Origin of the sequence: Papillibacter cinnamivorans DSM 12816, assembly GCF_900176335.1 — a bacterium.
GTDB classification, from domain to species: domain Bacteria; phylum Bacillota; class Clostridia; order Oscillospirales; family Oscillospiraceae; genus Papillibacter; species Papillibacter cinnamivorans.
Genome location: NZ_FWXW01000004.1, coordinates 309,584 through 333,651 on the forward strand (window position 1 = coordinate 309,584; position 24,068 = coordinate 333,651).

General features: G+C 51.4%; 19 protein-coding genes. 8 read left to right on the forward strand and 11 right to left on the reverse strand.

Annotated elements, in window-relative coordinates:
* Window positions 1-49: 49 nt before the first annotated feature.
* The 5 genes from B9A13_RS08340 to B9A13_RS08360 all read right to left on the reverse strand — a co-directional run bounded on the left by B9A13_RS08340 (window position 50) and on the right by B9A13_RS08360 (window position 7,790).
* Window positions 50-1,378: an S-layer homology domain-containing protein gene (locus B9A13_RS08340; protein ID WP_084234679.1), complete on the reverse strand. Its 1,329-nt coding sequence runs from the start codon at window positions 1,376-1,378 to the stop codon at window positions 50-52.
* A 13-nt stretch (window positions 1,379-1,391) separates the two neighbouring features.
* Complete coding sequence (locus B9A13_RS14595; protein ID WP_084234680.1) at window positions 1,392-3,248, reverse strand: putative Ig domain-containing protein; 1,857 nt, start codon at window positions 3,246-3,248, stop codon at window positions 1,392-1,394.
* Window positions 3,249-3,273: 25 nt separating this feature from the next.
* Complete coding sequence (locus B9A13_RS08350) at window positions 3,274-5,031, reverse strand: hypothetical protein (protein ID WP_084234681.1); 1,758 nt, start codon at window positions 5,029-5,031, stop codon at window positions 3,274-3,276.
* Window positions 5,032-5,041: 10 nt separating this feature from the next.
* Window positions 5,042-5,272 carry a DUF2442 domain-containing protein gene (locus B9A13_RS08355; protein ID WP_084234682.1) on the reverse strand — a complete coding sequence of 77 codons (231 nt, stop codon included), beginning with the start codon at window positions 5,270-5,272 and terminating at the stop codon, window positions 5,042-5,044.
* A gap of 100 nt (window positions 5,273-5,372) precedes the next feature.
* Window positions 5,373-7,790, reverse strand: a complete 2,418-nt coding sequence (locus B9A13_RS08360; protein WP_207651221.1) for a winged helix-turn-helix domain-containing protein — start codon at window positions 7,788-7,790, stop codon at window positions 5,373-5,375.
* A gap of 877 nt (window positions 7,791-8,667) precedes the next feature.
* Between B9A13_RS08360 and B9A13_RS14460 the strand changes: the two genes are divergently transcribed.
* From B9A13_RS14460 to B9A13_RS08390, 6 genes are all read left to right on the forward strand, one after another.
* Window positions 8,668-11,322: a winged helix-turn-helix domain-containing protein gene (locus tag B9A13_RS14460; protein WP_084234684.1), complete on the forward strand. Its 2,655-nt coding sequence runs from the start codon at window positions 8,668-8,670 to the stop codon at window positions 11,320-11,322.
* A gap of 121 nt (window positions 11,323-11,443) precedes the next feature.
* Entirely contained in the window at window positions 11,444-11,677 is a 234-nt protein-coding gene (locus B9A13_RS08370) for a hypothetical protein (RefSeq protein ID WP_084234685.1), read from the forward strand.
* 66 nt (window positions 11,678-11,743) lie between these two features.
* Window positions 11,744-12,445, forward strand: coding sequence for a DUF4386 domain-containing protein (locus B9A13_RS08375; RefSeq protein WP_084234686.1), 702 nt, complete (start codon window positions 11,744-11,746; stop codon window positions 12,443-12,445).
* A 76-nt stretch (window positions 12,446-12,521) separates the two neighbouring features.
* Window positions 12,522-12,920, forward strand: coding sequence for a DUF6326 family protein (locus tag B9A13_RS08380; RefSeq protein ID WP_084234687.1), 399 nt, complete (start codon window positions 12,522-12,524; stop codon window positions 12,918-12,920).
* A gap of 130 nt (window positions 12,921-13,050) precedes the next feature.
* Window positions 13,051-13,551: a flavodoxin family protein gene (locus tag B9A13_RS08385; RefSeq protein ID WP_084234688.1), complete on the forward strand. Its 501-nt coding sequence runs from the start codon at window positions 13,051-13,053 to the stop codon at window positions 13,549-13,551.
* Window positions 13,552-13,666: 115 nt separating this feature from the next.
* Window positions 13,667-14,071, forward strand: a complete 405-nt coding sequence (locus tag B9A13_RS08390; RefSeq protein WP_084234689.1) for a hypothetical protein — start codon at window positions 13,667-13,669, stop codon at window positions 14,069-14,071.
* 346 nt (window positions 14,072-14,417) lie between these two features.
* Here the strand turns inward: B9A13_RS08390 and B9A13_RS08395 are convergent, their stop codons facing one another.
* From B9A13_RS08395 to B9A13_RS08420, 6 genes are all read right to left on the reverse strand, one after another.
* The gene (locus B9A13_RS08395; RefSeq protein WP_159448075.1) at window positions 14,418-17,600 is read right to left on the reverse strand and encodes an S-layer homology domain-containing protein; all 3,183 of its coding nucleotides are present in this window, start codon (window positions 17,598-17,600) and stop codon (window positions 14,418-14,420) included.
* A 35-nt stretch (window positions 17,601-17,635) separates the two neighbouring features.
* Complete coding sequence (locus B9A13_RS08400) at window positions 17,636-17,872, reverse strand: DUF2442 domain-containing protein (RefSeq protein WP_084234691.1); 237 nt, start codon at window positions 17,870-17,872, stop codon at window positions 17,636-17,638.
* Between the two features lie 96 nt (window positions 17,873-17,968).
* Complete coding sequence (locus B9A13_RS08405; protein ID WP_242942823.1) at window positions 17,969-20,179, reverse strand: LuxR C-terminal-related transcriptional regulator; 2,211 nt, start codon at window positions 20,177-20,179, stop codon at window positions 17,969-17,971.
* Between the two features lie 294 nt (window positions 20,180-20,473).
* Window positions 20,474-20,725, reverse strand: coding sequence for a winged helix-turn-helix domain-containing protein (locus tag B9A13_RS14710; RefSeq protein WP_479724529.1), 252 nt, complete (start codon window positions 20,723-20,725; stop codon window positions 20,474-20,476).
* Window positions 20,726-20,762: 37 nt separating this feature from the next.
* Entirely contained in the window at window positions 20,763-20,972 is a 210-nt protein-coding gene (locus B9A13_RS08415) for a hypothetical protein (protein ID WP_084234694.1), read from the reverse strand.
* A 323-nt stretch (window positions 20,973-21,295) separates the two neighbouring features.
* Window positions 21,296-22,171: a LysR family transcriptional regulator gene (locus B9A13_RS08420; RefSeq protein WP_084234695.1), complete on the reverse strand. Its 876-nt coding sequence runs from the start codon at window positions 22,169-22,171 to the stop codon at window positions 21,296-21,298.
* A gap of 82 nt (window positions 22,172-22,253) precedes the next feature.
* On the opposite strand from B9A13_RS08420, the gene B9A13_RS08425 reads away from it, so the two are divergent.
* Together B9A13_RS08425 and B9A13_RS08430 are read left to right on the forward strand one after the other, a co-directional pair.
* The gene (locus tag B9A13_RS08425; protein WP_084234696.1) at window positions 22,254-23,201 is read left to right on the forward strand and encodes a DMT family transporter; all 948 of its coding nucleotides are present in this window, start codon (window positions 22,254-22,256) and stop codon (window positions 23,199-23,201) included.
* A gap of 212 nt (window positions 23,202-23,413) precedes the next feature.
* The gene (locus B9A13_RS08430; RefSeq protein WP_084234697.1) at window positions 23,414-24,010 is read left to right on the forward strand and encodes a TetR/AcrR family transcriptional regulator; all 597 of its coding nucleotides are present in this window, start codon (window positions 23,414-23,416) and stop codon (window positions 24,008-24,010) included.
* The last annotated feature ends 58 nt before the right edge of the window (window positions 24,011-24,068 follow it).

The window sequence follows — 24,068 nt, forward strand, 5'->3', positions numbered from 1 at the left end:
CTTTTTCATTCACTCTGTTATTTGGGCGAATGTCTTTTCTTCATGTGGTTCAGCTTTCAATCATGCGTTGTAACATTACCGCGATCATCTTCGCAGCTTGTGCACGGGTGGCGTTTGCTGCGGGAGCGAAGCTGCCGTCATCGTTTCCTTCGATTATGCTGTTGTTCATAGCCCACTGGACGGATGCCTGAGCCCAGCTTGAAATACTGTCGTAGTCGGAAAATTCTCTCGCGGACATACCCTCCGCATTGGATACATCTCCCGCGTATTTGGCGTAGCGGTAGAGCATTACTGCCATCTGCTCGCGGGTGATCACCGCGTTTGGATTGAATTTGCCGTCATAGCCGGAGGCCGCGCCGTTTTCATACGCCCATTGAACCATGGCGAAGTACCAGTCGGATGACGTCACGTCGGTAAACGAGGATGGTGTTGCTGTATAGCCGCTCAGATTGTCGCCGGACATCCGGGCGAGGATGGTCACGAATTCAGCTCTTGTAATGCTCGAGTCAGGTCTGAATGCTCCGTTGTTTCCGCCGACGATGCCCCTTGCAGCAAGAAAAGCTACATAGTCCGCGTACCACGCGCTGTCGGAAACATCCGAGAAGCTCACGGGATTGTATGCGACCGCGAAGGTCGAAAAGTGAGTCGTCGTAAATACCATTTCAGCGGTGTGGGCATCGAAGACACAGTTTGGCATAATACCGGGCGCGCCGGAATCTGTAATAAGGCAAATGACAAGCCGGTTTGCATCCTCGCCGCTGGCTAATGTATAGGGGATGCGCACCGTGGCCCAGCCTCCGCCGAAATAGGAAATCGTTGTATCGCCGGAGACGACGCGCAGATCATACACCGGACGGGAACCTATAAGCGCCTTCGCCGCGTCAGAAAGAGACGACACCGAAACTTCATTGGCCTTAACGGTATAGCTCCCGTTAGTCTTTTCATTGAGCGCAGCCTGAGCCACGCTGTCAAAAGTAACGCTGACTTTTAACGCAGATGAACTGCCCGAACCGCTGCTCGATGTTCCGCTGCTTGACGATGTGTAAATCGTTATTTCCGCGCTCGCCGTCATGCTGCCGTTTCCGGCAACAAGCGTCAGCGTCCCGTCCGCCATTTCGGGCACCTTGAAGATCTGGCTGTAAGAACCGGACGCGTCGGACAAGACGGCGCTGAAATAGACGATGCTCCCGTCGCCGTCAAGTCCCCTGAGGCTGACCCAGGTATCGGCGGTCGTCGTGCCGCTGACGGTGAGCGTATCGCCCGCCTGCGCAGTCGCGGCGCTCACAGCTACCGTGATCGGGTCGGCCGCCAGGGCCGCTGTTTGGCAAACACATAAAAGCACCACAAGAATACAGAAAATTGAAAGTCCTCTTTTCATATTAAAATCTCCCTTATAATATCGTCGGGCTGCCGCCGGAATTGGACAGCGAATCGACAATATAAACCTCGATCACATCGCCGGGCCTGACGTTGAAGCCAGCGCCCGCGGTGCTTACTATATCAAAATCAGCAGTCAGGAAGCAGAACGCGATTTGCTGGTCGTTCCGTATCTGAACAAATACGCAGGTCTCCGCCCCGGCGTGTCCCGTATCTGTCGTAATATTGACCCTGACATACTTAAAGCCCGTGACGCCGCTGTTCACCGTCAGCGTCGGGATGCCGCTGCCTGTGTAGCTGCCGATGTAAGCCCCGTCACCATCGGACGCGATGAGGTACGCGCCGTTCCCACAGTGCTCTTGGATCGTCAAGGTGAAGGTTTTCGTCGCGGTAAGGCTTGGATCGGACGCGTCCGTCACGGTGACGATAACGCTGTAGCTGCCGGCGCTGCTGTTGACGGGTTTGCCGGAAAGCACGCCGTCGGTGCTCAGCGTGATGCCTGAGGGCAGAGCGGAGCTTGTTGACCAGCTAAATGTGCCGCTGCCGCCGGTGGCAACAAGCGTCTCGCTGTAGTCTATGTACGCCACGCCGACAGGCAGGCTCGCTGTTGAGATGCTGATACACACAGCGATCAGCGTATTGCTGTTCGACGTGTCGATTGTCCCCGCCGCCTTACAATAGGAGCCGTCATTATATGCATATACAGTTCCGTTGCCCTCCGGCAGCCAAAGGTATAAATATCCGTTCGAGTCAGTCGCGCAAGAGAATTCAGCGCCGCCGTTATACGCACAGGTCATGTCGGTGCTTACATGCAGCCCGCTGACGACGGTTTTATACACCGCGGTTTCCTTTGCCGACGTCTGATACACGGTACCGGAAAAGTCTGCGTTTACCGAGCCGCCGCTGATATACAGGTCGCCGTCACCGGAGACGTTTGCGCCTTTTCCGATATCCGAGGCGCCATATGTACCACCGGTTGCCACTACCGTACCGCCGCTGATGATTACCGTACCACCCGCACCTGAATCGCCGCCGCCGATGCCAGCACCGCTTTCGTAGTAATATTCATCCTCAAAATAATCCAAGGTGGTATTTCCTATAGCAGTCACTTTTGCGCTGCCGGAAATCTTAACCGTGCCGCCCGAGCCTTTGACGCCGCCGCCGATGCCCGCGCCGCCACCCTTGCCTCCTTCTGCGTACACACAGCCGCCATTGATCGTGATCGTGCCGCCCGAGCCTTCGTAGGCGCCGCCGATGCCCGCGCCAAGACCGTAAGTGCGTGCCGTTACCGTACCGCCATTGATCGTGATCGTGCCGCCCGAGCCTTTGACGCCGCCGCCGATGCCTGCGCTGTTGAATCCGCCTTGAACTGTCAGCGTATCACTGGTATCGCTCGTTTTTTTGTCGATGATTGCCGATGCCCCGCTTGGCACTTGAATTCCCGTGTCATTGCCCAATGCGTACAACTGGTTTGCGCCCGAAAGCGTCAGCTCAACGGCAGCGCCGGAGATGATGGAGATGCAGCTATGGGGGATGGTGCTGATATTTACCTGCTGAAGCGTTATTCTGACCGTACCGCTGCTGACCGTGATGACGTTTGCTGTAGCCGTGCTGCTGTCCGTCTGTGTAATGACGATCTCGTCGGAGGATGGGATTATGTCCATTGAGGACACGGCACCCAACGTGGCGCTGTAGGTGACGTCCAGATACGAGGCGTCCGACGCATCCTGTGAAATCGTGATGAAGCCGTAATCGATGTAATAGGTATGGCTCACCGCCATTGCCGGTAACGACAGCCCCGGCAGCAGCGAGAGTACCAGCGCCGCCGTCAGCAGCATGGATAAAAGCTTTTTACTGTTTAACCTTTTCATAATCCTGACTCCTTGTATTTGAAAATTATAACACCGTCGGGCTGGTCCCGGAACCATTGGTCAGGCTGTCCACAATATAAACCTCGATCACATCGCCGGGCTTGACGTTGAAGCCCGCCGTCGCTGTGCCCACCGTATCAAAATCAGCGGTCGTGGCGTTTATGGCGATCTGCACCCCGTTTCTTGTCTGCACGAACACGCAGGTCTCCGTGCCGCTGTGGCCCGTCTCGGCGACTGTAATATCGACTCCAAAGTATTTAAAGCCGGTGACGCCGCTGTCCACCGTCAGTGTCAGGAAGCTCTCATCGTTATAGCTGCCGGTATAAGCCGAGTCGCCGTCGGACTTAACGAAATACGTGCCGTTACCGCAGGGTGTGAGGACAAATTTGGCGGCCAGCGGGGGGTTTAATGCAAACATATCGGTCGCATTTACATAACTGATCTTATCCCCCGCCGCCTTATACTCTTTGCCCCCGGCGTTAAGCAAAATTTCAGTGCTGCTTTCCGTCGCCGGCAGCCAGAGATACAAAATGCCGCTGGAAACTGTATTCGTTGAAAGAGCTGAGCCGCCGTTTATTGAGTAGGATGTGGCTGCACTGGCGGCATAGGCCAAACCGGTCACGTAAACAAGATATACGCGGTCAGAGCCATCGGTAGGCAAAGGATTAACTTTGTTCCGTGATAGATAAACCGAACCGCCGGTTATTGTAACGGAACTTCCGCTGATGTCATATGAGGTGTCGGTATCGGTGCCGGTCGCCGTTACGAAGCCGCCGCTTATCGTGATAGAGCTGCCGCTTGAGCCTATCCCCGCCGCGTCGTTGCCGCCGGTGCCGTCAACGCCAAAGGGGGCGCTGCCGCCGGTGCCACCGTAGCTGCCTGTTGCCGTTACCTGCGCGCTGCCGGATATATTGATTGTGTCGCCATCAATCCCCGCGCCGGCGTCGCCGCCGTCACCGCCGTCACTTATATAGCTGATGCCACCGCCGCCGCCGAAGCCGCCGGCTGCTCTCACTTGGGCGCTGCCGGATATACTGATTGAGTTACTGTCTATCCCCACACCGCCGTCGCCGCCGTCGCCGCCGCTGCCGCCGTAGCCGGCGTTGCCGCCCGCGCCGCCGTTGCCGCCTGTTGCCTTAACATAGGCGCTGCCGCTTATACTGATTGTGTTACCGGCTATCCCCGCGCCACCGTCGCCGCCGGAGCCGTCTCCGACCCCGCCGTCACCGCCGGAGCTGCCGGTTGCCTCAACATGGGCACTGCCGCTTATACTGATATCGCCGTCGCCGCCGATGCCCGCGCCGCCGTCGCCGCCCGCGCCGCCGTCGCTGCCGGTTGCCGTAAGGCTGCCACCGGTTGACGAGGTTATCGTCAGGGTTGCTCCGCTCTCCACTTGCAATCCGTCGTATCCCGAGCCGCAACCGATCAGGGCGTTTGTGCCGCTGAGCGTCAGGTTTACTGTTGCGCCGCTGGCAACGGTAAACGCGCAGCCGGATGCGTTGACGATGACGTCGCTCAGCGTGATGTTGACGGTGCCGCTGCTTACCACAATTTGGTTGGTAGTTGCCAGCCATTTAGAGGCCAGCTTCACAACACATGTGCCGTCGCCCGAGAACGTCAGGGTATTGCCGCTGAATGAATAGTTCGAATCGCCCGTTACTTCGAAACCCCCGCAGATGACCGGTGCCGCCCAGGCGGTGGCCGGCAGCGTCAACCCCGGCAGCAGCGAGAGTACCAGCGCCGCCGTCATGAGAATGGATAAAAGCTTTTTTTTGATTTTCATATTTTTGCCCTCATTTCTGCGCCAGCTGAAAGAGCTCGCTGGCTGATATTTCGATTTTGTTGTCCCATTTAACAATTGTGCCGTCCGTTTCCGCCCGGCGGAAAAACACGGGATCTGAAAGAAGTCCGAACCTCACGGTTCCGAGCTTGGCGGTGAAATCCAGTGTGACGCTGCTGCCGTTTTCCAGATCGACCTCCAGCCGGTGACCGTCCAGCGGGACGACGCTTTTGATTTGAACCATAAAAATACCTCCAAAAAGCACAAAAATACCACGATACATTCATTGTACCGTGGTATTTTTGGCAGCGATACTACCCGCCGGGTAGTCTTTCGCAGGTTTTTTACTGTTCGAGGTCATTCAAATACTGCTGTAAATGCGTTCTGTTGTTAATAGAGAGCTTTGTATAGATAGACTTCATTGCCATTTTTACCGTGTTGGCTGAAATAAACAGCTGTTTTCCTATTTCGCTATTGGTAATTCCCGACGCGGCAAGGCGGGCGATCTCAAGCTCCCGTTCGGTCAAGCTTGGTTTCTCCTTTGCAAAATAGTCCCGTATCATTTGCTCTTTGGAGCGCTTGAAGATTTGATACAGCGTGAGAATCTCTGCAATATCCTCTCTGAAGCTGCCTTCCGCCGCGATTTTCCTAAGAAGAGGTTCGATGAAATCGCAGTTTTCCGCAAATAGCATGTACTGCCTGTCCGGCATGGCAATTTCCAGGGCTTTTTTCAGGCTGGACAGCGCTTCCTCTTCTCTGAAAATCTTACGATATGCCGAGGCGAGGTATATGTATGTATAGATATACCCCAGAAGGTTCGAAAAAACGGAGGATATGGAGACAAAGTGCTCAGCGCTGCCGATGAGCTTTAAGTATTCCCCTCTGATCAGGAGAACCCTGCCGTACATGACCGTGAAAAAAGAGAGTGCGGGAAATCTCAGCCGAAGAGGATTGCTCAAGTCAACTTCCAGCAATCTTTCCGGGATTTTATCCGTCTGATCGAGATAAGCATAGATACAACCCTCGCAAATCTCCGCCATATGTATAAAGTGAGATTCGTTTCTTTTGTTCATAGCCTCGTGCATTTCATGGATGCGCTTCATCACGCCGGATAAATCGCCCTTCATAAAAGCAATGAGTATCTGCAGATATAATGCGCTGTAAACAATATTGTCATCCTGACCCGACTGCGCCTTGAGCATAGCCTTTTGCGCCGAAATCTCAGCATTTTCAAAGTCACCCTGATTAAAGAGACTTTCGGCCTCCATCGCATATTCCGCGCCTGAACCATGTCCGTTTGTCAGGCGGTAGTAATAGGGCAAACCCTCCTTGATATCCTGTATATGCGCCTCGAGCATGCCGCTTTCTCTGTAATAAAGGCTTAAAACAGAGGGCGAGCCAAACGTCCAATTGGTCCCCGTGTCATAAATTGACGTCGGTTGATTCAACAGTTCCCACGCTTTTTTGTGACGTTCCGACATTTTTTTAAGGTCGTTGAATTCAGCAAAGCTGAGTAATAGCTCAAGTTCCCCTAAAAGTCGATTTCGCAAGTCGGGCGCCATTCCCTTGTCTGCATTCATATGATGACTGACTTCTTCACACACGTTGTGAAACAACGCAAGCTCCTTATGTACGAACAAGTGCATAGCATAGATGAGCAGCGCATAGGGATGGCGGGCTTTTACCTCCTCCGGGCAGGCGGCCATATAGCTTTTCAGCAAGTCCTTGTCATAGGGCGAATAATCGTTGGCATGGTCTTCCTCAAGCGCCGTGAGCAAACCGTCGAATTCCCCGGCAAGAAAGAAGTATTTTCTTGCCTTAGAGAAGTCACGTTCCTGTCGATAGCACCCGGCAGCCCTGCGGTATACCTCTGTCTTTACGGCGGCGTCTTTTTGCTCAAACTGTTCGCGGAGAAAATCCGTGAAGATGCTGTGGATATAGTACATTCTTGATCTTCCGTCATAGGTGATGAATAAATTGCTGTCCGTAAGCTCTGTAAGGATTCGCTCAGGGTCGCTTTCGCCGCAAATGGATTCGGCCTGCTTCCGTGTGAAGCCGTCAAATATGCACACGGACACAAGAAGGTTTTTCGTCTCCTCCGGCATGGTGGCGTAGACCGTTTTCTCAAGAAGCCGGTAAATGCTTTCCGAATTGGTAAAACTGCCGTTGGAAACGTATTCGAGAAGAAACAGGTAAAGGGCGCTGATCCAGCCCTCGGTCATCTTATAAAGACGCTGGGCTTGGTCGGCGTTCAGTGTTATGCCGCAAGCTTTGAAGTAATCGGCGATTTCCTGCGGCTTTAGCGCAAAGGTATCACTGTCAATGTGGTGCAGGCGTTTTTTCAGCTTGAGTTCTTCCAGCCTCTTGAATTTTGTATACCGCGCGGTCACAACGATATGCAGGCCGGATGGTTCGCCCTCTGACATAAGCTCAAAAAACGTATTCAGCTCGGCGCTGTCCAGATGATGATAATCGTCGATGACGATCACGGCCGGAGTTGACAATTTGACGCGGGATATGAGTTTTACCGCTTCGTTCATGGAAACCGCCTCGTTTGGGAAGCCAAGCTGAACGAGGCTTTTGCCGCAGACAGAGTCAAGCGCTCCGATCAGCTCCGCAAAGCCGTTCCAGAAGCCATCGGTGTCATCGGTGAAAACATGAAGCCAGTGGGGCGTGATACCCGCGCGGCCGACAGCTTCTCTGACCGCCGTTGTCTTCCCATAGCCCATCGGCGCCTCAACCACGGTGAGCGGATATTCCATGAGATCACCCATGGCCCGTGTGAGCCGATCGGTGAAATACAGGCACTGCGTATTGATTTTTTTTGACCTCGGCATATCCTGACACCCCGTTTCGCATGTGCCGACAACAGATATATCGAAAGAATTATATCATATTTTAAGACGCATGGAAGAATAAACCACGGCTTGATGTTTTGGTTGAATCCTCGGCTCCCAATCTATCCGAAGATACTCCGGTGAGATGATAACACAACAATAACATTGCCGTGCTTCGTCCTTTCAATTGTAAATTTGACCCTTATTTTGACCCTTTAGAGATTGAGATTCTATAAAACAACCGGACTGACTGGTACCAATTCTTATAGATTTCAAACGAATTACCACATAATTACACTAAAATAATCCTAAAATACTCAGGTTTTCCTCTTCAAATCCCTCCTTCTCCGCCAAGAATTGACCGAAGCATTGATACAATGCCTCGGTCAACTCGTATAAAACACAGTTGCTTTCCGTTTCATCTGTAATATGCAAAACCTTTCCGGTAATTGCAAGGCTCTTGAATTCTTTAGGACCAAAATTGATATTTCAAAAATAAAGAATTATAATTGGATTAACATTAAATGCTTTACTTTTTATAAATAACGTGTTTGTGTTAAGGATACACTGATTTAATCGGGCAATTAGTCTGGTCAAATGGTGTAATAGAATTAAGAAAAACGTAGAGAGGATGTCCGACCGCCGTAAAAAGACCAAACGGGATGAATTTCTGGAAATCACGAATGAAATCATCCTTTGGGATGAACGGGTATGAGTCAGCGTTTCCTTAACTTCCCATATAAAATATACATGAAGTAAGCACAGGGGATGTAATTCAAAATTTGGATGGAGTGTCAATTACATGAAATTTGAAATATTGCATTCTAAGCTGATAAGGCCGGAGGTAAGCGCATCAACAATTGCCAGAATTGACCTGGGAAATAAGCTTCGTGACAATCGTCGCTCTGATGTCATACTCGTTTCTTCTTTTGCTGGTTCCGGGAAAACAACAGTCATAAGTGAATGGATCGGCCGTTGCAAATACGAACACATTTGGTATTCGCTGGACAATTGGGATAATGATATACAACTGTTTTTTGCTTACCTGATAGAAGGAATGAAAGGACTGGATAAGACTGTAGGAGACGACTTGCTTCAACTGTTGGAATCCGTCCAATCTGTGGGTTATCCCTCATTCATGCGTTCCATTATTACAAATCTTCATCAGCTTAAGAGGGAATTTGTCCTGGTGCTTGACGATTATCATGTCATTGAAAACGATCAGATTGATTTTTTCCTTAACATGCTGATCGAGCATATGCCGCCGAGAATGAAACTGGTGATTATAACGCGGGAGGATCCCGCTTTCCCTCTGTCAAAGTATCGTTTAAGCAAGAGACTTCTGGAGATCCGAATTTCAGACCTCAGATTCACGAATGAAGAGGCAGAAGCTTTCCTATCCAAACAGCTTCAACGCGACATCGATGAGGAACACGTGGCGCTTTTTACGAAGCGAACAGAGGGCTGGGTCGCAGGGATACAGCTTGCCACGCTGTCTATGCAGGGCCTGGAGGACATAAACAGCTTTATTGAAAAATTGTCAGGGAGCCACAAATATATCATGGATTACCTGATAGAAGAGGTGCTGGAAAAGCAAAGCGAAGAAGTGCAGAACTTTTTGCTGTTAACCTCACTGCTTGATTATTTCTCTTGCGATCTTTGTGATTCGCTCCTGGATGCATGTCATGGTTCCAGCATGAGGACGATCGAATACTTGATGCATAGAAACATGTTCATCATACCAATGGATCAGGAAAGAAAATGGTATCGATACCATCATTTGTTCCGGGATCTCCTGAGCCAGCGATTACCTGGCTATATTCAGGAGACGGGAGGTTTGACAGTCGAGGAATTGCACCGCAGAGCCGGCAAATGGTTTGATTCTGTGAGCATGTCTACTGAAGCGATTCATCATTACCTGTCCGGCTCGTTTTATGATGAAGCTGCAAATATCATTGAATGCAGATGGGCGGAGATGGATCTTCAGCTGCAGGCAAGTACATGGCTGGCAATGGCAAAGCAGTTACCTGCAGGCATGATTGAAAAGAGACCTGTTCTCGCGATGGGCTACGGCTGGGCGCTTATCGATACCGGGGATATCCAAGGAAGTAAAAAATGGCTGGAAGCAGCTGAAAGACTATATGCGTTGCATCAGGAAAATCCTGAAGAATATCCAGTTGCTGATTTAAAGCAATATGAACTGCTCCCGGCGACAGTTGCATCAGCGCATGCGTACGTTTCCGCCGCAACGGAAGATATTGAAGGTATTTTTTACCATGCCGAAGATGCATTGCGCAAGACTCCCCAGAATCAACCTATGAAAAGTGCTGTTATTGCAATGCTCCTGGGGGTGGCCCATTGGTCATCCGGAGATCTTTTGGAAGCCGAGAAGATTACTGTCGATGCTCTGCATAGTTTCGGTAAAAACATAAATGATTTTACTTCCAACAGCTTCTATATGGTGCTTGGCGAATTATGTATTCAAATGGGCCGTTTGAAAGAGGCGAAGTCGATTTTTGATAAAACAATAGCGCGTATTGACTCCTCCGGCAGGGTCCAGCCAGTATTAGCGAGTTTATACTTGGGGCTGGCAAATATCGCTTATCTTGAAGGGAATAATCAGGGGGTATATGACCTCCTTAAAATAAGCAAGGAATATGGGCAAATGTATGCGCTCATAGACTGGAAATATAAGTATTATCTGCTCTTTGCCAAGCTTTATTTAAGCCAGGGCCTTTTTGACAGGGCCCTTGAAAGTCTTACAGAAAGCAAGAGTGAGTACATCATGAATCCGCTTCCGGATTATCTCTCACTTGAAGATATGGAGAGCTATATCCTTTTTAGAAGCGGACACGGTATGACGGAAACAGACTTATATAAAACATCAGATTCTTTTGACCCCGATCATATCCCGTATCTCCGCGAATTCGCCGCGGCGTTCCAAGTCGAGCAAATTCTGAATCAAAAAGCAGATAATGACATGTTAAAAAGAGCGGCGGGGATCTGTAACGGCCTAGTTGCCAGTGCAAAAACACAGAAAAGGAACGGCCACCTTATTCATTACCTGGTTCTTGCGAGCAAAGTGCAGGAGGCGTTGGGGCAGAATCAGATACGACAGTCATTTTATGACGAAGCAGTTGCTTTGGCAAAAGAGGATAACTATTACAGGCCATTTATCGATCATCTTCCGCAGGATGCAGAAGCTAAGCTTCCCAAGGATGACTTACAACCCCTCAGGAAGGAATCGGCCAATCAAAAACTCATTGAGCCGCTGACAATAAGGGAGCTTGAGGTTCTTGGCCTGATCGTCGAAGGCCTGTCAAATCAGGAAATCTCAAACCGGCTGTTCCTCGCATTGAGCACGGTGAAAGGATATAATCAAACTATTTATGAAAAGCTGGATGTCAGGAGAAGAACGGAAGCGGTAGCAAAGGCCGGAGCGCTCGGCCTCGTATAACTTGCCAGATGGATTTATCCTACTTTAGTAGGTGCTGAAACCTCCTTAAGTAGGTGTTGAAACCTCCTAGCCTTATGTATTCTAAGAGTGTGCTTAGAAAACTTGAGGTTAGGAGGTTTTTATGATTAGAGATACTGAATCTAATGGAATCTACCAGATCAGAGTTGGGGGTCACTTGGGCGCTCAATGGGCAGATTGGTTTGAGGGATTAACCGTGACTTTGGAGGATAACGGGGATACGCTTTTAACCGGTTCCGTTAAAGATCAGGCCACGCTGCATGGACTGATCAAAAAAGTGCGCGACCTGGGAATGCCGCTCATCTCAGTTACTCGTATGAAATCCAATCAAGAATGATTGTTTGGCTCGGGATCGTCATGCTGCGAAAAACTTATTCAATAAATCTGAAGGAAGGTATTTTAAATGACTCCAAATAAAAAAACGGCAAGACTGGCGGGACTTTGTTTCTTATTCATGGTGGTTTTCGGATTAGCTGCGGAATTGTTCTTCAGGCAGAAGCTTTTTTTACCGAATGATTTGGCTTCAACAATTAACAATATTACGGCGAATGAACCTCTGTACCGCCTTGGAATCGTCAGCGATATGCTCATGGCATTGTTCTATTTGTTCACGGCCGTCATGCTGTATAAGCTGTTGGTTTCGGTCAACAAAGGCCTCTCGGCTCTGATGGTGATATTCGCCGCCGCCGGCAGCGTCCTGCTCCTGGCTAACATCCTGAACGAAATTGCGCCTGTGTATATCCTGGCCGGCGAAGGTTATGCCGGCGCGCTGGACCCGATGCTCCGGCAATCTTTGGCGCTGACCTTTTTCGGACTTTACGAACACGGATATATGATCGGTCAGGTGTTCTTCGCATTGTGGGTATTGCCGCTTGGTATGCTGATTTACAGATCCGGCGCAATTCCGAAATTTCTTGGGATTCTTTTTATTGTCGAGACAATATGTGGGTTGGCGGCAGTATTTGTACATTTCATACTTTCAAACACGTCGATGGAAACCGTACTTTTATGCCCGGGGACAGCCGCAGAACTGCTGTTTATGTTTTGGCTGCTGATCTGGGGCGTAAAGAAATCAAAAATGACGGCGCCTGTCAGCGAAAAGTAAGATTACCCTGGACATAGGTCTGATTGCGAATCCTTACGCAATCAGGAAAATTACTGTAAAAAGGAGTTGCGACAAAATGTCAATTGTCAAGAAGCTCACGGAAAAAGACTTGAAAGCTCGGATTTCAACCTTATGGATCATTGTCCTGATAAATATTCTCGCCGCAGATGTTTTCACCTTCGTGCTGCCGGGTTCTGAAGACAAGATTCAGGTCACGCAGGTTATGATGCTGGCGTTTGCCGTTATACAGGAGATACCTATTGCTATGATCTACCTGAGCAGGATATTAAAAGAGCGCGTCAATCGCCGGGCAAACATCATTGCAAGCGTCATCACCATCGTTTACATTATTGCCGGCTGTTCTGTGACGCTGCACTATCTGTTCTTTGCGGTAATGGAAATCCTGGCAATGCTGCTCATTATCAAATATTCAAGGAAGCTGACAGAAGGCGCGGCTCAGCCGGTTGACAGGTAATACGGCAAACAATAATTCCAATCGAGGCGAGCAAGCGTTCCCCGCCGCTTTAGCTCGCCTCCCCAATGGCCGACATCCTCGGGGCCAGCAGCGGCGAAGCATTCAACCGCGAGGTGAAAGGAGAAGGAAAATGAAAGCGATCGTCGTTGTCAGCTCTTATCATCACAAGAATACAGAAAAGGTCGCAGAGCGCATCGCGGAAATTCTGGACGCCGGCGTCACGCCGCCGGAGCTCATGGAACCAGGCTCTCTCGTCGCATATGATCTCGTCGGTTTCGGCTCCGGCATCTATGATGGCAAGCACCATAAGAGACTTCTGGCGCTGGCGGACAAATTGCCCCGAGCAAACGGAACGAAAGCCTTCCTTTTCTCCACTGATGGCATGCCCCGCGCCGTGGTGAAAGACGAGGTCATGTTACAGAATAAGATGTTCAAAGACCATGCGGTCCTCCGCGAAAAACTGCGCGTCGAAGGCTACGAAATCGTCGGTGAATTCGGCTGTGCGGGATTCAATACGAACAGCTTCCTCAAGCTGTTCGGGGGAATCAACAAAGGCCGGCCTGACGACCGCGATCTCGCGCAGGCGGCGGAGTTTGCTCTGAGACTGAAAAACATAATGACAACAAAATAAACGAATTTATACCGTTATGAATAAAGCTGAAATGTTAAGAGAAATACTGTACGCATATATTTTGTATAACAAAGAAGATTTCGGCGTTCCCGGAGAGTAAGGCAGGAGATAATTTATGGGGAAACTGACAAACATACTAATAATGATGGGGAGTATCGTTTCAACCGGGTTTGGAGTGTGGCACCTGTTTGTCCCCGGAATATGGAATTGGTATTCATATATTGACAGCAGCGCAAAAGAATTGATTCTTGCTGTTAGGGCATTAAATGTATTCTTTTCCTTATCGCTTATTTTGTTCGGAATCGCTAACATGCTTCTTGCCTATGGCAGCAGCTCAAACAGATACTCGATGATGGTTGTTCTGAGTGCAACATGTGCTTTATGGCTGACAAGAATAATCTTTCAGATCGTCTATCCGCAGGGTACAATGAATCCTTTTCTGCAATATGGCATGCTGGCAATATTTATTGGGGTGTTTTTGTGTTACTTTATTTCGCTTTGCAGGATAATTGTAAAATAGAATTATTACTGATAAACAGGAATCCACAAAAACACGAGCGCAGTAATAAACGTAAGTGTCAAATAACGTCACCTGCCAAGCTCAAATGCAATCATAGCCATTGGTTTATTATGTGACCTGTACTTAATCATTGTACTGAGAAACAGCGCAAGAATGCAAATGAACACTGTGTTTACCCATCAAACGGAAAACGCATGAAACAAACGAAAAAAATCAAAAATGTATGCACCTCAAACGGAAGTCCGAGGGTGGGCGCATTTTGTATCCAACCCGTGTCTTTTGCCAACAGTCAAACCCCTGTAGTTTCAATGACTACAGGAGTTTGACTGTTTTTATTATTTCAGCATCAGCTGATAGCGATTTCAATAAATCTTTGCAGCATGGCCGCCGCTTCTGCGCGGGTGGCGGAGCTTTGTGGGTTCAGATTGCCGTTGTCATCTCCATTTATTATGCCCGAGCCGCAGGCCCACTGAAGGGCGGAATAAGCATAATCGGAAATATCAAACGCGTCGTTATAGGAGAGGATATTCGTGTCCTCGCCGACGGAAACGTCGTATCCCATATACTGCGCGTAACGGTACAGCATTACGGCAAGCTGTTCGCGGGTGATTGCGATGCCGGGACCAAAGAGGTCGTTACCTATACCGCCTGTTATGTCGTTTTCATAGGCCCACGCCGCGGAATTTTCATACCACGCGCCGGAAGGTACGTCAGAAAAAGTATTCGTATAACTGCCGGTATCGCCGCTCATTCGGTACAGGATGGCGACGAACATTCCGCGTGTCAGCGTGCTGTTCGGTGCAAACATACCGCCTCCCGTCCCTTTCATCAGGCCGTTTTCATAGACGTACAGGACATTTTCATAGAACCAGTCGTCCGCAGTGACGTCTGTGAACGGATTGACTATGGCTTTTGTGAACGAAGCCGTTATGGTGTGCGCCTTTTTCACGTTCTCAAAGGTATAACCGGACACCGCACCGACGGAAACACCGTCCACCAGAACATCTTCGATCTTATAGCCCTCTTCGGCGACGATGGCATAGGTTTTGTCGTTGCCATAAGCGACGGATGCACGCCCCGAGGGGCTGATGCTGCCGCCCGCTCCCGCCGTGGCTGTAATGGTATAATGGGTGACGGAGACAGAGAACGCAGGGTTTACCGTCAGGTCCACAGCGGAAAAGGCGCTGGCGTAGTCGGTTTCGTAATCGCCGTTATACTGCTCGGAGAATACCTTCAGGCTATAGTTACCTTCCGCAAGACCGGATGGGATGCTGATATTCACCGTACCGTTTGTACCGGTCGGCTGCGCGATTCTGCCGTAGTAAAGGATATTACCGTCTGATTTGACGATCATGGCGGAGATGTATTCGCTCGGCGCGGTGGCGCCGTCATAAACGGTCGCACCCGTATAATGCAGTGTGACAGTGTCGCCGGGCGTCAAGGTTGCAGCGGTTTCCGATACATCAAAGCTCCTGCCGGTGTCCAAAAGCGTCAGTTTCCACGCCATGGACGTGCCGGTCAAAACAGTCGTCAGGCCGCTCTCCATGCCAGCTGCGGATTTGCCGCCTGCGGCGGCGGACGCGAACAGAACTGCGTTCTGATTTAAATTGAAAGCGGGACGGACGCCTTCATGGCTGTCCATGGTGCCGTCACCAACGGAGCCATCATCGTTTACACCGTCGCCAAAGACTTCAGTAAAAATGTTGCCGGTTTCGTCAACGGCGCCCACAGAATCTCCGGGGCTCCCAAGAGGCGAGCGCAGCCACCACAAATAGGGGGTTGAAGCCGACGAGAGCAAAGATGCTATTCTATCTTGATCCAATAAAAAACCGTAAGAAGGATTCGCTGCTTCTTCAGCCGAAAGGAAAAATAAAGGATCGCCTGACAGGACCGCGCTGCTGAAAACATCAGTTGCTGCATCTGTCTTCGTCGTGGCCGCGACGGCTGCTTGTTCGACAGGGTCAAAATGATTGCTGTATAGATTGATGCACCAGCTCTGCGCGTCGCTGCCCTGCCATGCGTTACTTAAACCATTGCTGTCAAAATCCACGTAGGAAGCCAATATATCTTCCGCCAGCAGAAACATGGCGTCTTCGTTATCGACCGGGTTGCTTCCGTCGCTGAGGGAATCACCCGTTCCCGTGGCGTTTCCGGCGTCCGCATCAAGCACCCGCCACAGAATCGGCGTTGGGTTGTCGATGCTGTCATTCGTTGCGTCGTATTCGCCGTAATATACCCAATTCGATGCGCCGCCGGAAATGCCGTCCGTATGAAGCGTTATGAAAGGTCCGGCCACCGAGAAGGAAGACGTCTGAACCGTTTGGCTCATGGAGTCTGAAAAGCGCAGGGCATAGCTTCCCGCAGCAAGGCCTGTATCGGGGGCGACAAGATAAGAAAGGGATTCGCTCCCCGGCAGAATGTATCCGTACTGCCCGATGAGGTCCGAGGCAGTGGAACTGACGGAAAATAAGGCGCTTGACGACGGCGTGATCTGCACCGGCGCGAGCAGGTTGCTTTCATATCCGACGGTGACGGTTTGCGCCTGTATGGCGTCATACCCCAAGTCCGCGCTGCCGAAGTCGGCAAATACTGCTGCCGAGAGCGAGGGCCTATCCGTGGAAGTGTCCAGCGTTATAGCGCCGCCTGTTTGGCTGATCGTTCCTGTGATCCCATCGCCGGTGGCTTTGTCGGAATAGACACAGACGGTATTCCCATTGCCGTTCACCCCATATCTGCCGGTGATCTCTCCGTCATTATTGAGCGAGCAGGCCGGTTCAAGGAGTACACCTGATCCGAGGGCACTGGCGGCGTCGGCGCCGCCGGAAATGCTGCCGCTGTTACATATACTGCCAGATTTACCATAAGCACCGGCGCCACCTTGAAGGCTGCCATCGCCGCCGCTGATCACAGCGTCAGGGCCGATGCTCGCCGATGGGTTTGACAAATATAACAGTATGCCGTAGCCGCCGCTGCCGCCGCTGCCGCCCGTGACGCTGCCGCCCAGCATGTTCATCGTTCCATAAACAGCGACGCCGTCGCCGCCGAATGCGTAGCCGCCGCTGCCGCCTGTGACGCTGCCGCCCAGCATGTTCATCGTTCCATAAACAGCGACGCCGTCGCCGCCACTGTAGTCACCGCCGTTTCCGCCTGTAATTCCGCCGGCGCCTACGCTATCCAGCAGTGTCAGCGTATATCCGGAGGAAACGGAAAGCGCAGGGACGTCTTCGTTACCATATGTCCCTACGGCCCCGGACAAAACATGGCCGTTTAAATCAAGGATCATGTCCGTTGCAACAACAAGTTCCGCCGCCAGCGTGAGGTCTGCCTTGAGTTTAACCGTGTCGTCCGTCGTCGCCGTCGCCGACCATTCCCAGTTGCCGGTTCCAAGCGCAGCATCGAGCACGGCTTGGTCGAGGCTGCTCACGGTGCCGCCGGGGACCGTTACCACAGCCGCCAGCGCCACCGGCGGTAACAGCGTCAGCAGCAGCGCCGCGCAGATAAGCAGGCTCGACAAACGCTTCGTTTTCATTCGGATTCCCCCTACATAATAATAATTTAAGGACATCACCCCAACAACGCGGCATCCATCAGCTCGTTTACGCTTAGCTTCACCTGCCCGCCGCCCCAGATCACGTGATTTCCGTCGGTCACGGCGGTCATAAAAACTCCATCATCCTTCAGATCCGCGTATTTGATGGTGTTCAGCTTGACGGAAAGATCGACCGTTACGGTGCTGCCGCTTTCCATCTCCATAAACAGCCGGTGATTCTTCATGGGAACCACCGCTTTGATATAACTCATATATCCACCCCCTCACAATACAAAAATTCCATCCTACAGACATTGTAGGATGGGATTAAAATCTGCGCATCGTCCGAATGGACAATTTTGCTTATCCTATCTGAGAATTTCCATGAGCTTTGCCCTGCGGTCTATCTCGAGTTTCTGAAATACCACCCGCAGGTGCGCGCGCACCGTGCTTTCGGTCACGAAGAGCCTTTCGGCGATCTCGCTGTTGCGAAGACCTTCGGCGGCCAATTTTGCCACCTCGTATTCGCGCGCCGTGAGATCCGAGGGAAAATCTCCGGAATGCAGGGCTCTTCTCAGTTCCTCCTTGCCGGAAACGAACCGCGCCTTGACCTGCTGATATTTTTCTAAAAGTGCGGGATATTTATTATTGATCAGCATCTCAGTAACAGCATCATGCCTGGCGCTGAAGGAAGCAAACGACATGATGAGCCCGTCCGGAAACGCCCTGTCGGCGGCATATTCAATGTATTCGGCCGCCTTTGCAATATTGCCGACAGCGGTATAACCGGCCGCGAATGTAAGGTAAAACAACATTGTGCTGAAAGGAGTAAGGTCTTCTTTCAGCGATGCCAGATAAGCCTGTGAAATGCCGACGAGCTTCGTAAATTCACCCTGCTGCATGAGAAAGCTGAAATATACAAACCGCGCGCTGAACACAATTGCCGGCAGTGTCCTTCGCCCGGAGAAATCGCCCTTCTGAAGCCATTCGGCGACTTTCTGCTGTTCGTGCATTTCGTTCAGGAGGATCCCCCTGAGTATGTCTATGTTCAAACGTGTTACGAACGTGTTTTGAGCCGCATAAGAGGCGGCACGCTCCATGGATCGGATTGCGTTTTGCCAGCCCACCAGATCCATTTTTTGCAGAGCGATCTCTGCCAGCTGATGCGTTGACCGCAGATGCACCATGCTTTGCTGGCTGCTTTCGGCCAGCGTAATCGCTTGATAGGTGAGAATTTCGGCGTCTGTCAGATTCCCTCGCAGAAAAGCAAGCTCGGCCCGAAACAGCACGTCGGCCCCAGCGCCGCTGCCATTTGTGAGCTTTGAGTATACCGCCAGGTATTCTTCAAGAGCATCCGCTTCACGATCTGCCTCGCCGGGCGTTGTATGGAATACGGCAAAAGGTGAAAACTCCCCAAAGCACCAGGGGATGGTCGGCAGGATAACCCGGGAACATTTCCCGTTAAAATATCCTGCCGCCTCGCGAACGATCACTGTCATTTTCGCAAGATGGGGATATGCCTTAAACGAGGATAAAAGCGTCCATTCACCCAACAGCCAGGAACGGTCCGCGTCGCGGCAGGAGGTGAGCATGACTTGTATTTCCGCCATGAGTCCGTCAAAGGCCTCGGTCATACTGAACATCAGCAGCGCCCACGCAACCCGCAGCATAGAAAACAGATGGCGTCTTTTCAGATCGGCCGGGCAGTTCATCGCGATATCAAGAGCAATTTTTTCAAAAGGAGTATTCCCTATTTCCGCCAGCAGCAACTGGGAGAAATCAATGGAAAGCATTCGCTCATAGTCCTTGACCTGCACATAAAAACTCAGGGCTTTGTCGGTCATGCCTTCGTCCCTGCAGCAATCTCCCGCTTTCAGCAGGCACGCGTTTTCAAAGTCAGCCCCGCGTTCCGCGCGCTTGAGAACCAGCATTTCAGACATGATGCCGTGCAGCTCATATCGCCGCTCGGCCGGATCATAACGGATAAACGGATTTTCCAGCGACTTAAGGGCGTATTCCGGCAGCGTTTCACAATCAAGCAGCCTGCACGCCCGTGGTACGTTTATAACATCGAAGGCCGATACCAAAAGCAGAAATGTTTTCTGTTCCTCGGTCAGAACGTCCCAGACGATTTGTTCCATCAGCATCATAATACCGGAGGTGTCGGATAAGGTGCCTGTTTCGCGAAAAGTGCAGAACTGAAGAAAAACCGCTATGATCCAGCCTTCGGTATACTGCGCAAGGCTTTTCGCGTCATTTGCCGAAATTCCCGCTCCGGCAGCCTTGAAATAGCGGCATATATCTTCAGAATCAAGCCGCAGATCCGCAGAAGTAATATGCAGCACCCCGCGGCTGCTGAGAATGGAACGGAAATTTTTATTCAGTATTTGAGAAATAATAATGATATGCAGTCCGTCTATACCGTGCTCGATCAGTGCGGAAAAGAACGGCGGAAGCAAAAAGTCCTGCAGTATCTGATAATTGTCAATCACAAAATATGATTCCTGCCCGCAGCGGACAGATCTGAACGCATCGCACGCTTCACCGACGTTGGCGGCGTTCGGCAGCTCGATTTTCAAAAGACGTTCTCCGGCCGCACCGTCTATTTTATTGATTTCTCCGCATAACCGCCTGAAGCCGGCGGTAGGCAGTTCCTCCGCGGCGGTAAACCAATAAACCGGCGTGTCTTTGGGCAACTCTCTCTCAAGAAAATCACGTACAGCCGTCGTCTTTCCATATCCGGAAGGCGCTTCGAAGATCGCCGCCGGCGCCGAATGAAGCATATTCAGTTTTGTTCTGAGCCGGTCGGAATAATAATGCGGCTCGTTTATGTTTTTCTGCTTCATATTTACACATCCCCCACGTGTGGAAGATTAAAAATGATCGTAATAAATTATAACATATTTGTTAAAAGGGAGAATGCTGTGGATATAGTACATTCTTGATCTGCTGTCATAGGCGACGAATAAATTGCTGTCCGTAAGCTCTGTAAGGATTCGCTCCGGGTCGCTTTCGCCACAAATGTATTTGGCCTGCTTCCGTGTAAAGCCGTCGAAGATGCACACGGACAGAAGAAGACCTGTCGCTTCCTCTGGTATGGAGGCGTAGACCGCGTTTTCAAGCAGCCATTGTCAAGCTCTCCGATCAGTTCGACGAAGCCGTTCAGAAGCCGTCCGTATCGTTGGAGAAAATATGAAGTCTTAGCGGCGTGATTCCGCTGCTGCGAAACGCTTCCCTGACCGCCGTCGTCTTCCCGTAGCCCATTGGTGCCTCAACGACGGTGAGCGGATATTCTGTGATATCACGCATGGCCTGCGCGAGCCGTTCGGTGAAATACAGGCACTGTTTATTGATTTTTCTTCCTCCCGGCATATCCAGTCACCCCGTTTCGTACGGGCTGCTTTTTAGATAGTAAGAACAATATACCATACATTGAAGCGTTACGGATTAACTTCTTTTGTACGTGAACTTGAATGTATAACCGCTCTTGTCGTGCTCCGCGTTCTAAACTTTTCAGTGTGATATATCCGTCAGCAGCAGAAACAAAATTGTAAATTGACAAATGACAAGCCGTTATTCCGTGCCCCCTGCACTCCGCAGCGGCAATCCCCCTTCTCCGCCGGACAGAAAGCCGTGGTACAACTCTCGGGTACAGGCTGGTTTAACATGCCAGATGCTGACCGGACTACATTTCTTCACTCCGCTGTTTTGTGCCGGTACGGCAGATACTCCAAAAACCGCTTTACAGCTACGGAAGCGGTTTTTTGGCTTTTCATGGCGAGCCCGATGCTGCGGTAGGCGGGCACGTCCAGTTCCTTTACCGCGATCCGGTACGGGATGCGCTGCAGGATGAGCTCCGGCAGGATGCTGATGCCCAGGCCGCTTTCCACCATGGACATGATTGCGTAGTCGTCCCAGGTTGTAAAGCGGATTTGGGGTGAAATGCCGTTTTGCTCGAAGATTTCGGATATTTCCGTTTTACCGCCCTTTTCCAGCAGCATAAAGGGGTCGCCGCACAGGGCCGCCACCGGGAATTTTTCGCATCCTGCCAGAGGATGATCCGCCGGCAGGACCGCCAGCAGGCGGTCCTGTTCCAGAAATATCGTTTCCAGCTCGGCCTTCACAGGCAGAATGAGAAATCCGCAGTCCACACGCCCGTCCAGGATCCACTGCTCGATTTCCGTATAATCGCCCAGCAGCAGCTCGTAATCGATGTTGGGGCAGCTCTTCTGGAACTCCTTTATCATGTTGGGAAGCCAGTGGGTCGCCACGCTGGAAAACGTGCCGACCCGGATGATCCCGGACTGCAGCCCGTGCAGCTCGTCCACCTCCATGCGAAGCTTCCGGTATTCGTTGCAGATGCTCTGGGCGTGGGGAAGCAGACGAAGCCCGTCGGAGGTGAGGCACACGCCGCTTCGGCTTCTGTCCAGAAGGGACACGCCCCACTCCGCTTCCAGATCGCCGATCATCCGGCTGATCCCGGACTGGGAATACCCCAGCAACTCCGCCGATTTCGTGAAGCTGCCGCACTCCGCGGTCTTCACAAAGGCTGTATACTTCTGAATGCTCATAAGCCGCCTCCGTATATCTGAAATCGTCATTGACAAAATGACAAAGATTCGTTTTTGTTATGCTAAATCGAATGGTATACTAATGCGGGAAAAACTGCAAGAGGAAGGCGGCTTCAATACGAATAAATCTTATCTGAAGTACATATCGGCGCTTCTGATTTTCGGCACCAACGGGATTGTGGCAAGTTTTATCCCCATGGGCAGCATGGAAATTGTATTTTTAAGAACGCTCATCGGCAGTGCGTTTCTGCTGGCCGTATTCCTGATCAAGCGGGAAAAGTTCCAGGCGTTTCAAAAACCGGGGCACTTTTCGTATCTGATGATTTCGGGTGCGGCCCTGGGAGCGGGCTGGATGTTCCTGTATGAGGGATACCGGCGCCTCGGCGTAGGCCCGGCGACTCTGGAGTATTATTTCGGCCCTGTTATCGTAATGGCGCTGGCGCCCCTGGTGTTCAAAGAAAAGCTGGTGCCGGGAAAGACGGCCGGGATCGGGGCGGCTGTCCTGGGGATGGCGCTTCTGGGCGAAACCGCGCTGAGACAGGGCGGCTTTTCCTGGGGGATGGTCTGCGGCGGCATGGCTGCCGTGATGTACGCCGTCATGGTGGTGTTCAGCAAAAAGGCGGCCGGCATAGGAGGCCTGGAAAATTCCCTCTGGCAGCTAGCCTCCGCTTTCGTCACCGTTGCCGCTTTTCTGCTCATAAATCGGGGTTTTACTTTCTTCTTTGCGCCGGGGAACATCCTTGCGGTCCTGCTCCTTGGAGCGGTCAACACGGGAGTCGGATGCTGGCTGTATTTTTCAGCCGTAGAGCGTCTTCCGGTGCAGTCGGTGGCGGTCTGCGGGTATCTGGAGCCCCTGTCCGCTCTGGTGTTTTCAGCCGCGTTTCTGGGAGAGCGCCTTTCGCCCGCACAGCTTTTCGGCGCGGTTCTGATCCTCGGCGGCGCCGCGTACGGCGAGGCTCTGGGGGAACGTTTCCCGCAAAGCTTTCTGCGCTTTGCGCACTGGAATATACACAGAACGCCGGGCGCTTGAATTTGTTTTCCTGCACCGTAATACTATGATCCAATAAAAAGATTAAACAAGACGTATGGTTGCCCCCCTGCCTCCGGCGGGAGGACAACCATACTGCTTCACTTATTGTATCAACAGTTTTATTGAAGTATAGTATAAAATATCCTTGACAGGAGAAAGATCTTTGACATAAAATAAAACTGACCGGTTGGTACAAAAGGAGCGGCATGGGAATGAACAAAAAACGGGAAATGATAGAGGCGGCTGCCGTCTTGATTCGTTCAAAAGGCTATGAAAACACAAAGCTCAGCGATATTCTGGAGGCAACGGACACCGGGAAGGGGCAGTTCTATTACTATTTTGCATCCAAACGGGAGCTGGGGCTTGCCGTGCTGGATTATAACTATGAATATTTTCACCGGAACCTGCTCCTGGGGGTTCTGGGTTCCGGCAAGGCTCCGGAAGTGAAGTTTGACGAGATGCTCAAGTGGGTCGTTTCCTTCCACGGATCCATGCAGGCGAAGAGCGGCTGCATATTCGGCAACCTGACCCTGGAGATGAGCGAGCATGACGAAGCCTTCCGGGCAAAGCTGACGGAGGTTTTCGAGGCTTGGTCGGAAAACCTGCGGCGGGTCCTTGATGAGATGTTCGAACCCCGCGGAACAGCGGAGGCGGAAGAAGTGAATAGGCTCGCCGGGAGCATCGTCGGAATGATCGAGGGAGGCATCCTCCTGATGAAGAGCAGGCAGGATATAGCGGCGCTCCGGGACGTGACGGACTGGATCCGCTTTTTGGTCGCCTCTTATGCTTCCGGGCACCGCGCCGGGTGAAAGGCAAAAAACGGGGTTGCATCGATAGAATGTACCGGGCGGTTGGTACATATTCGGC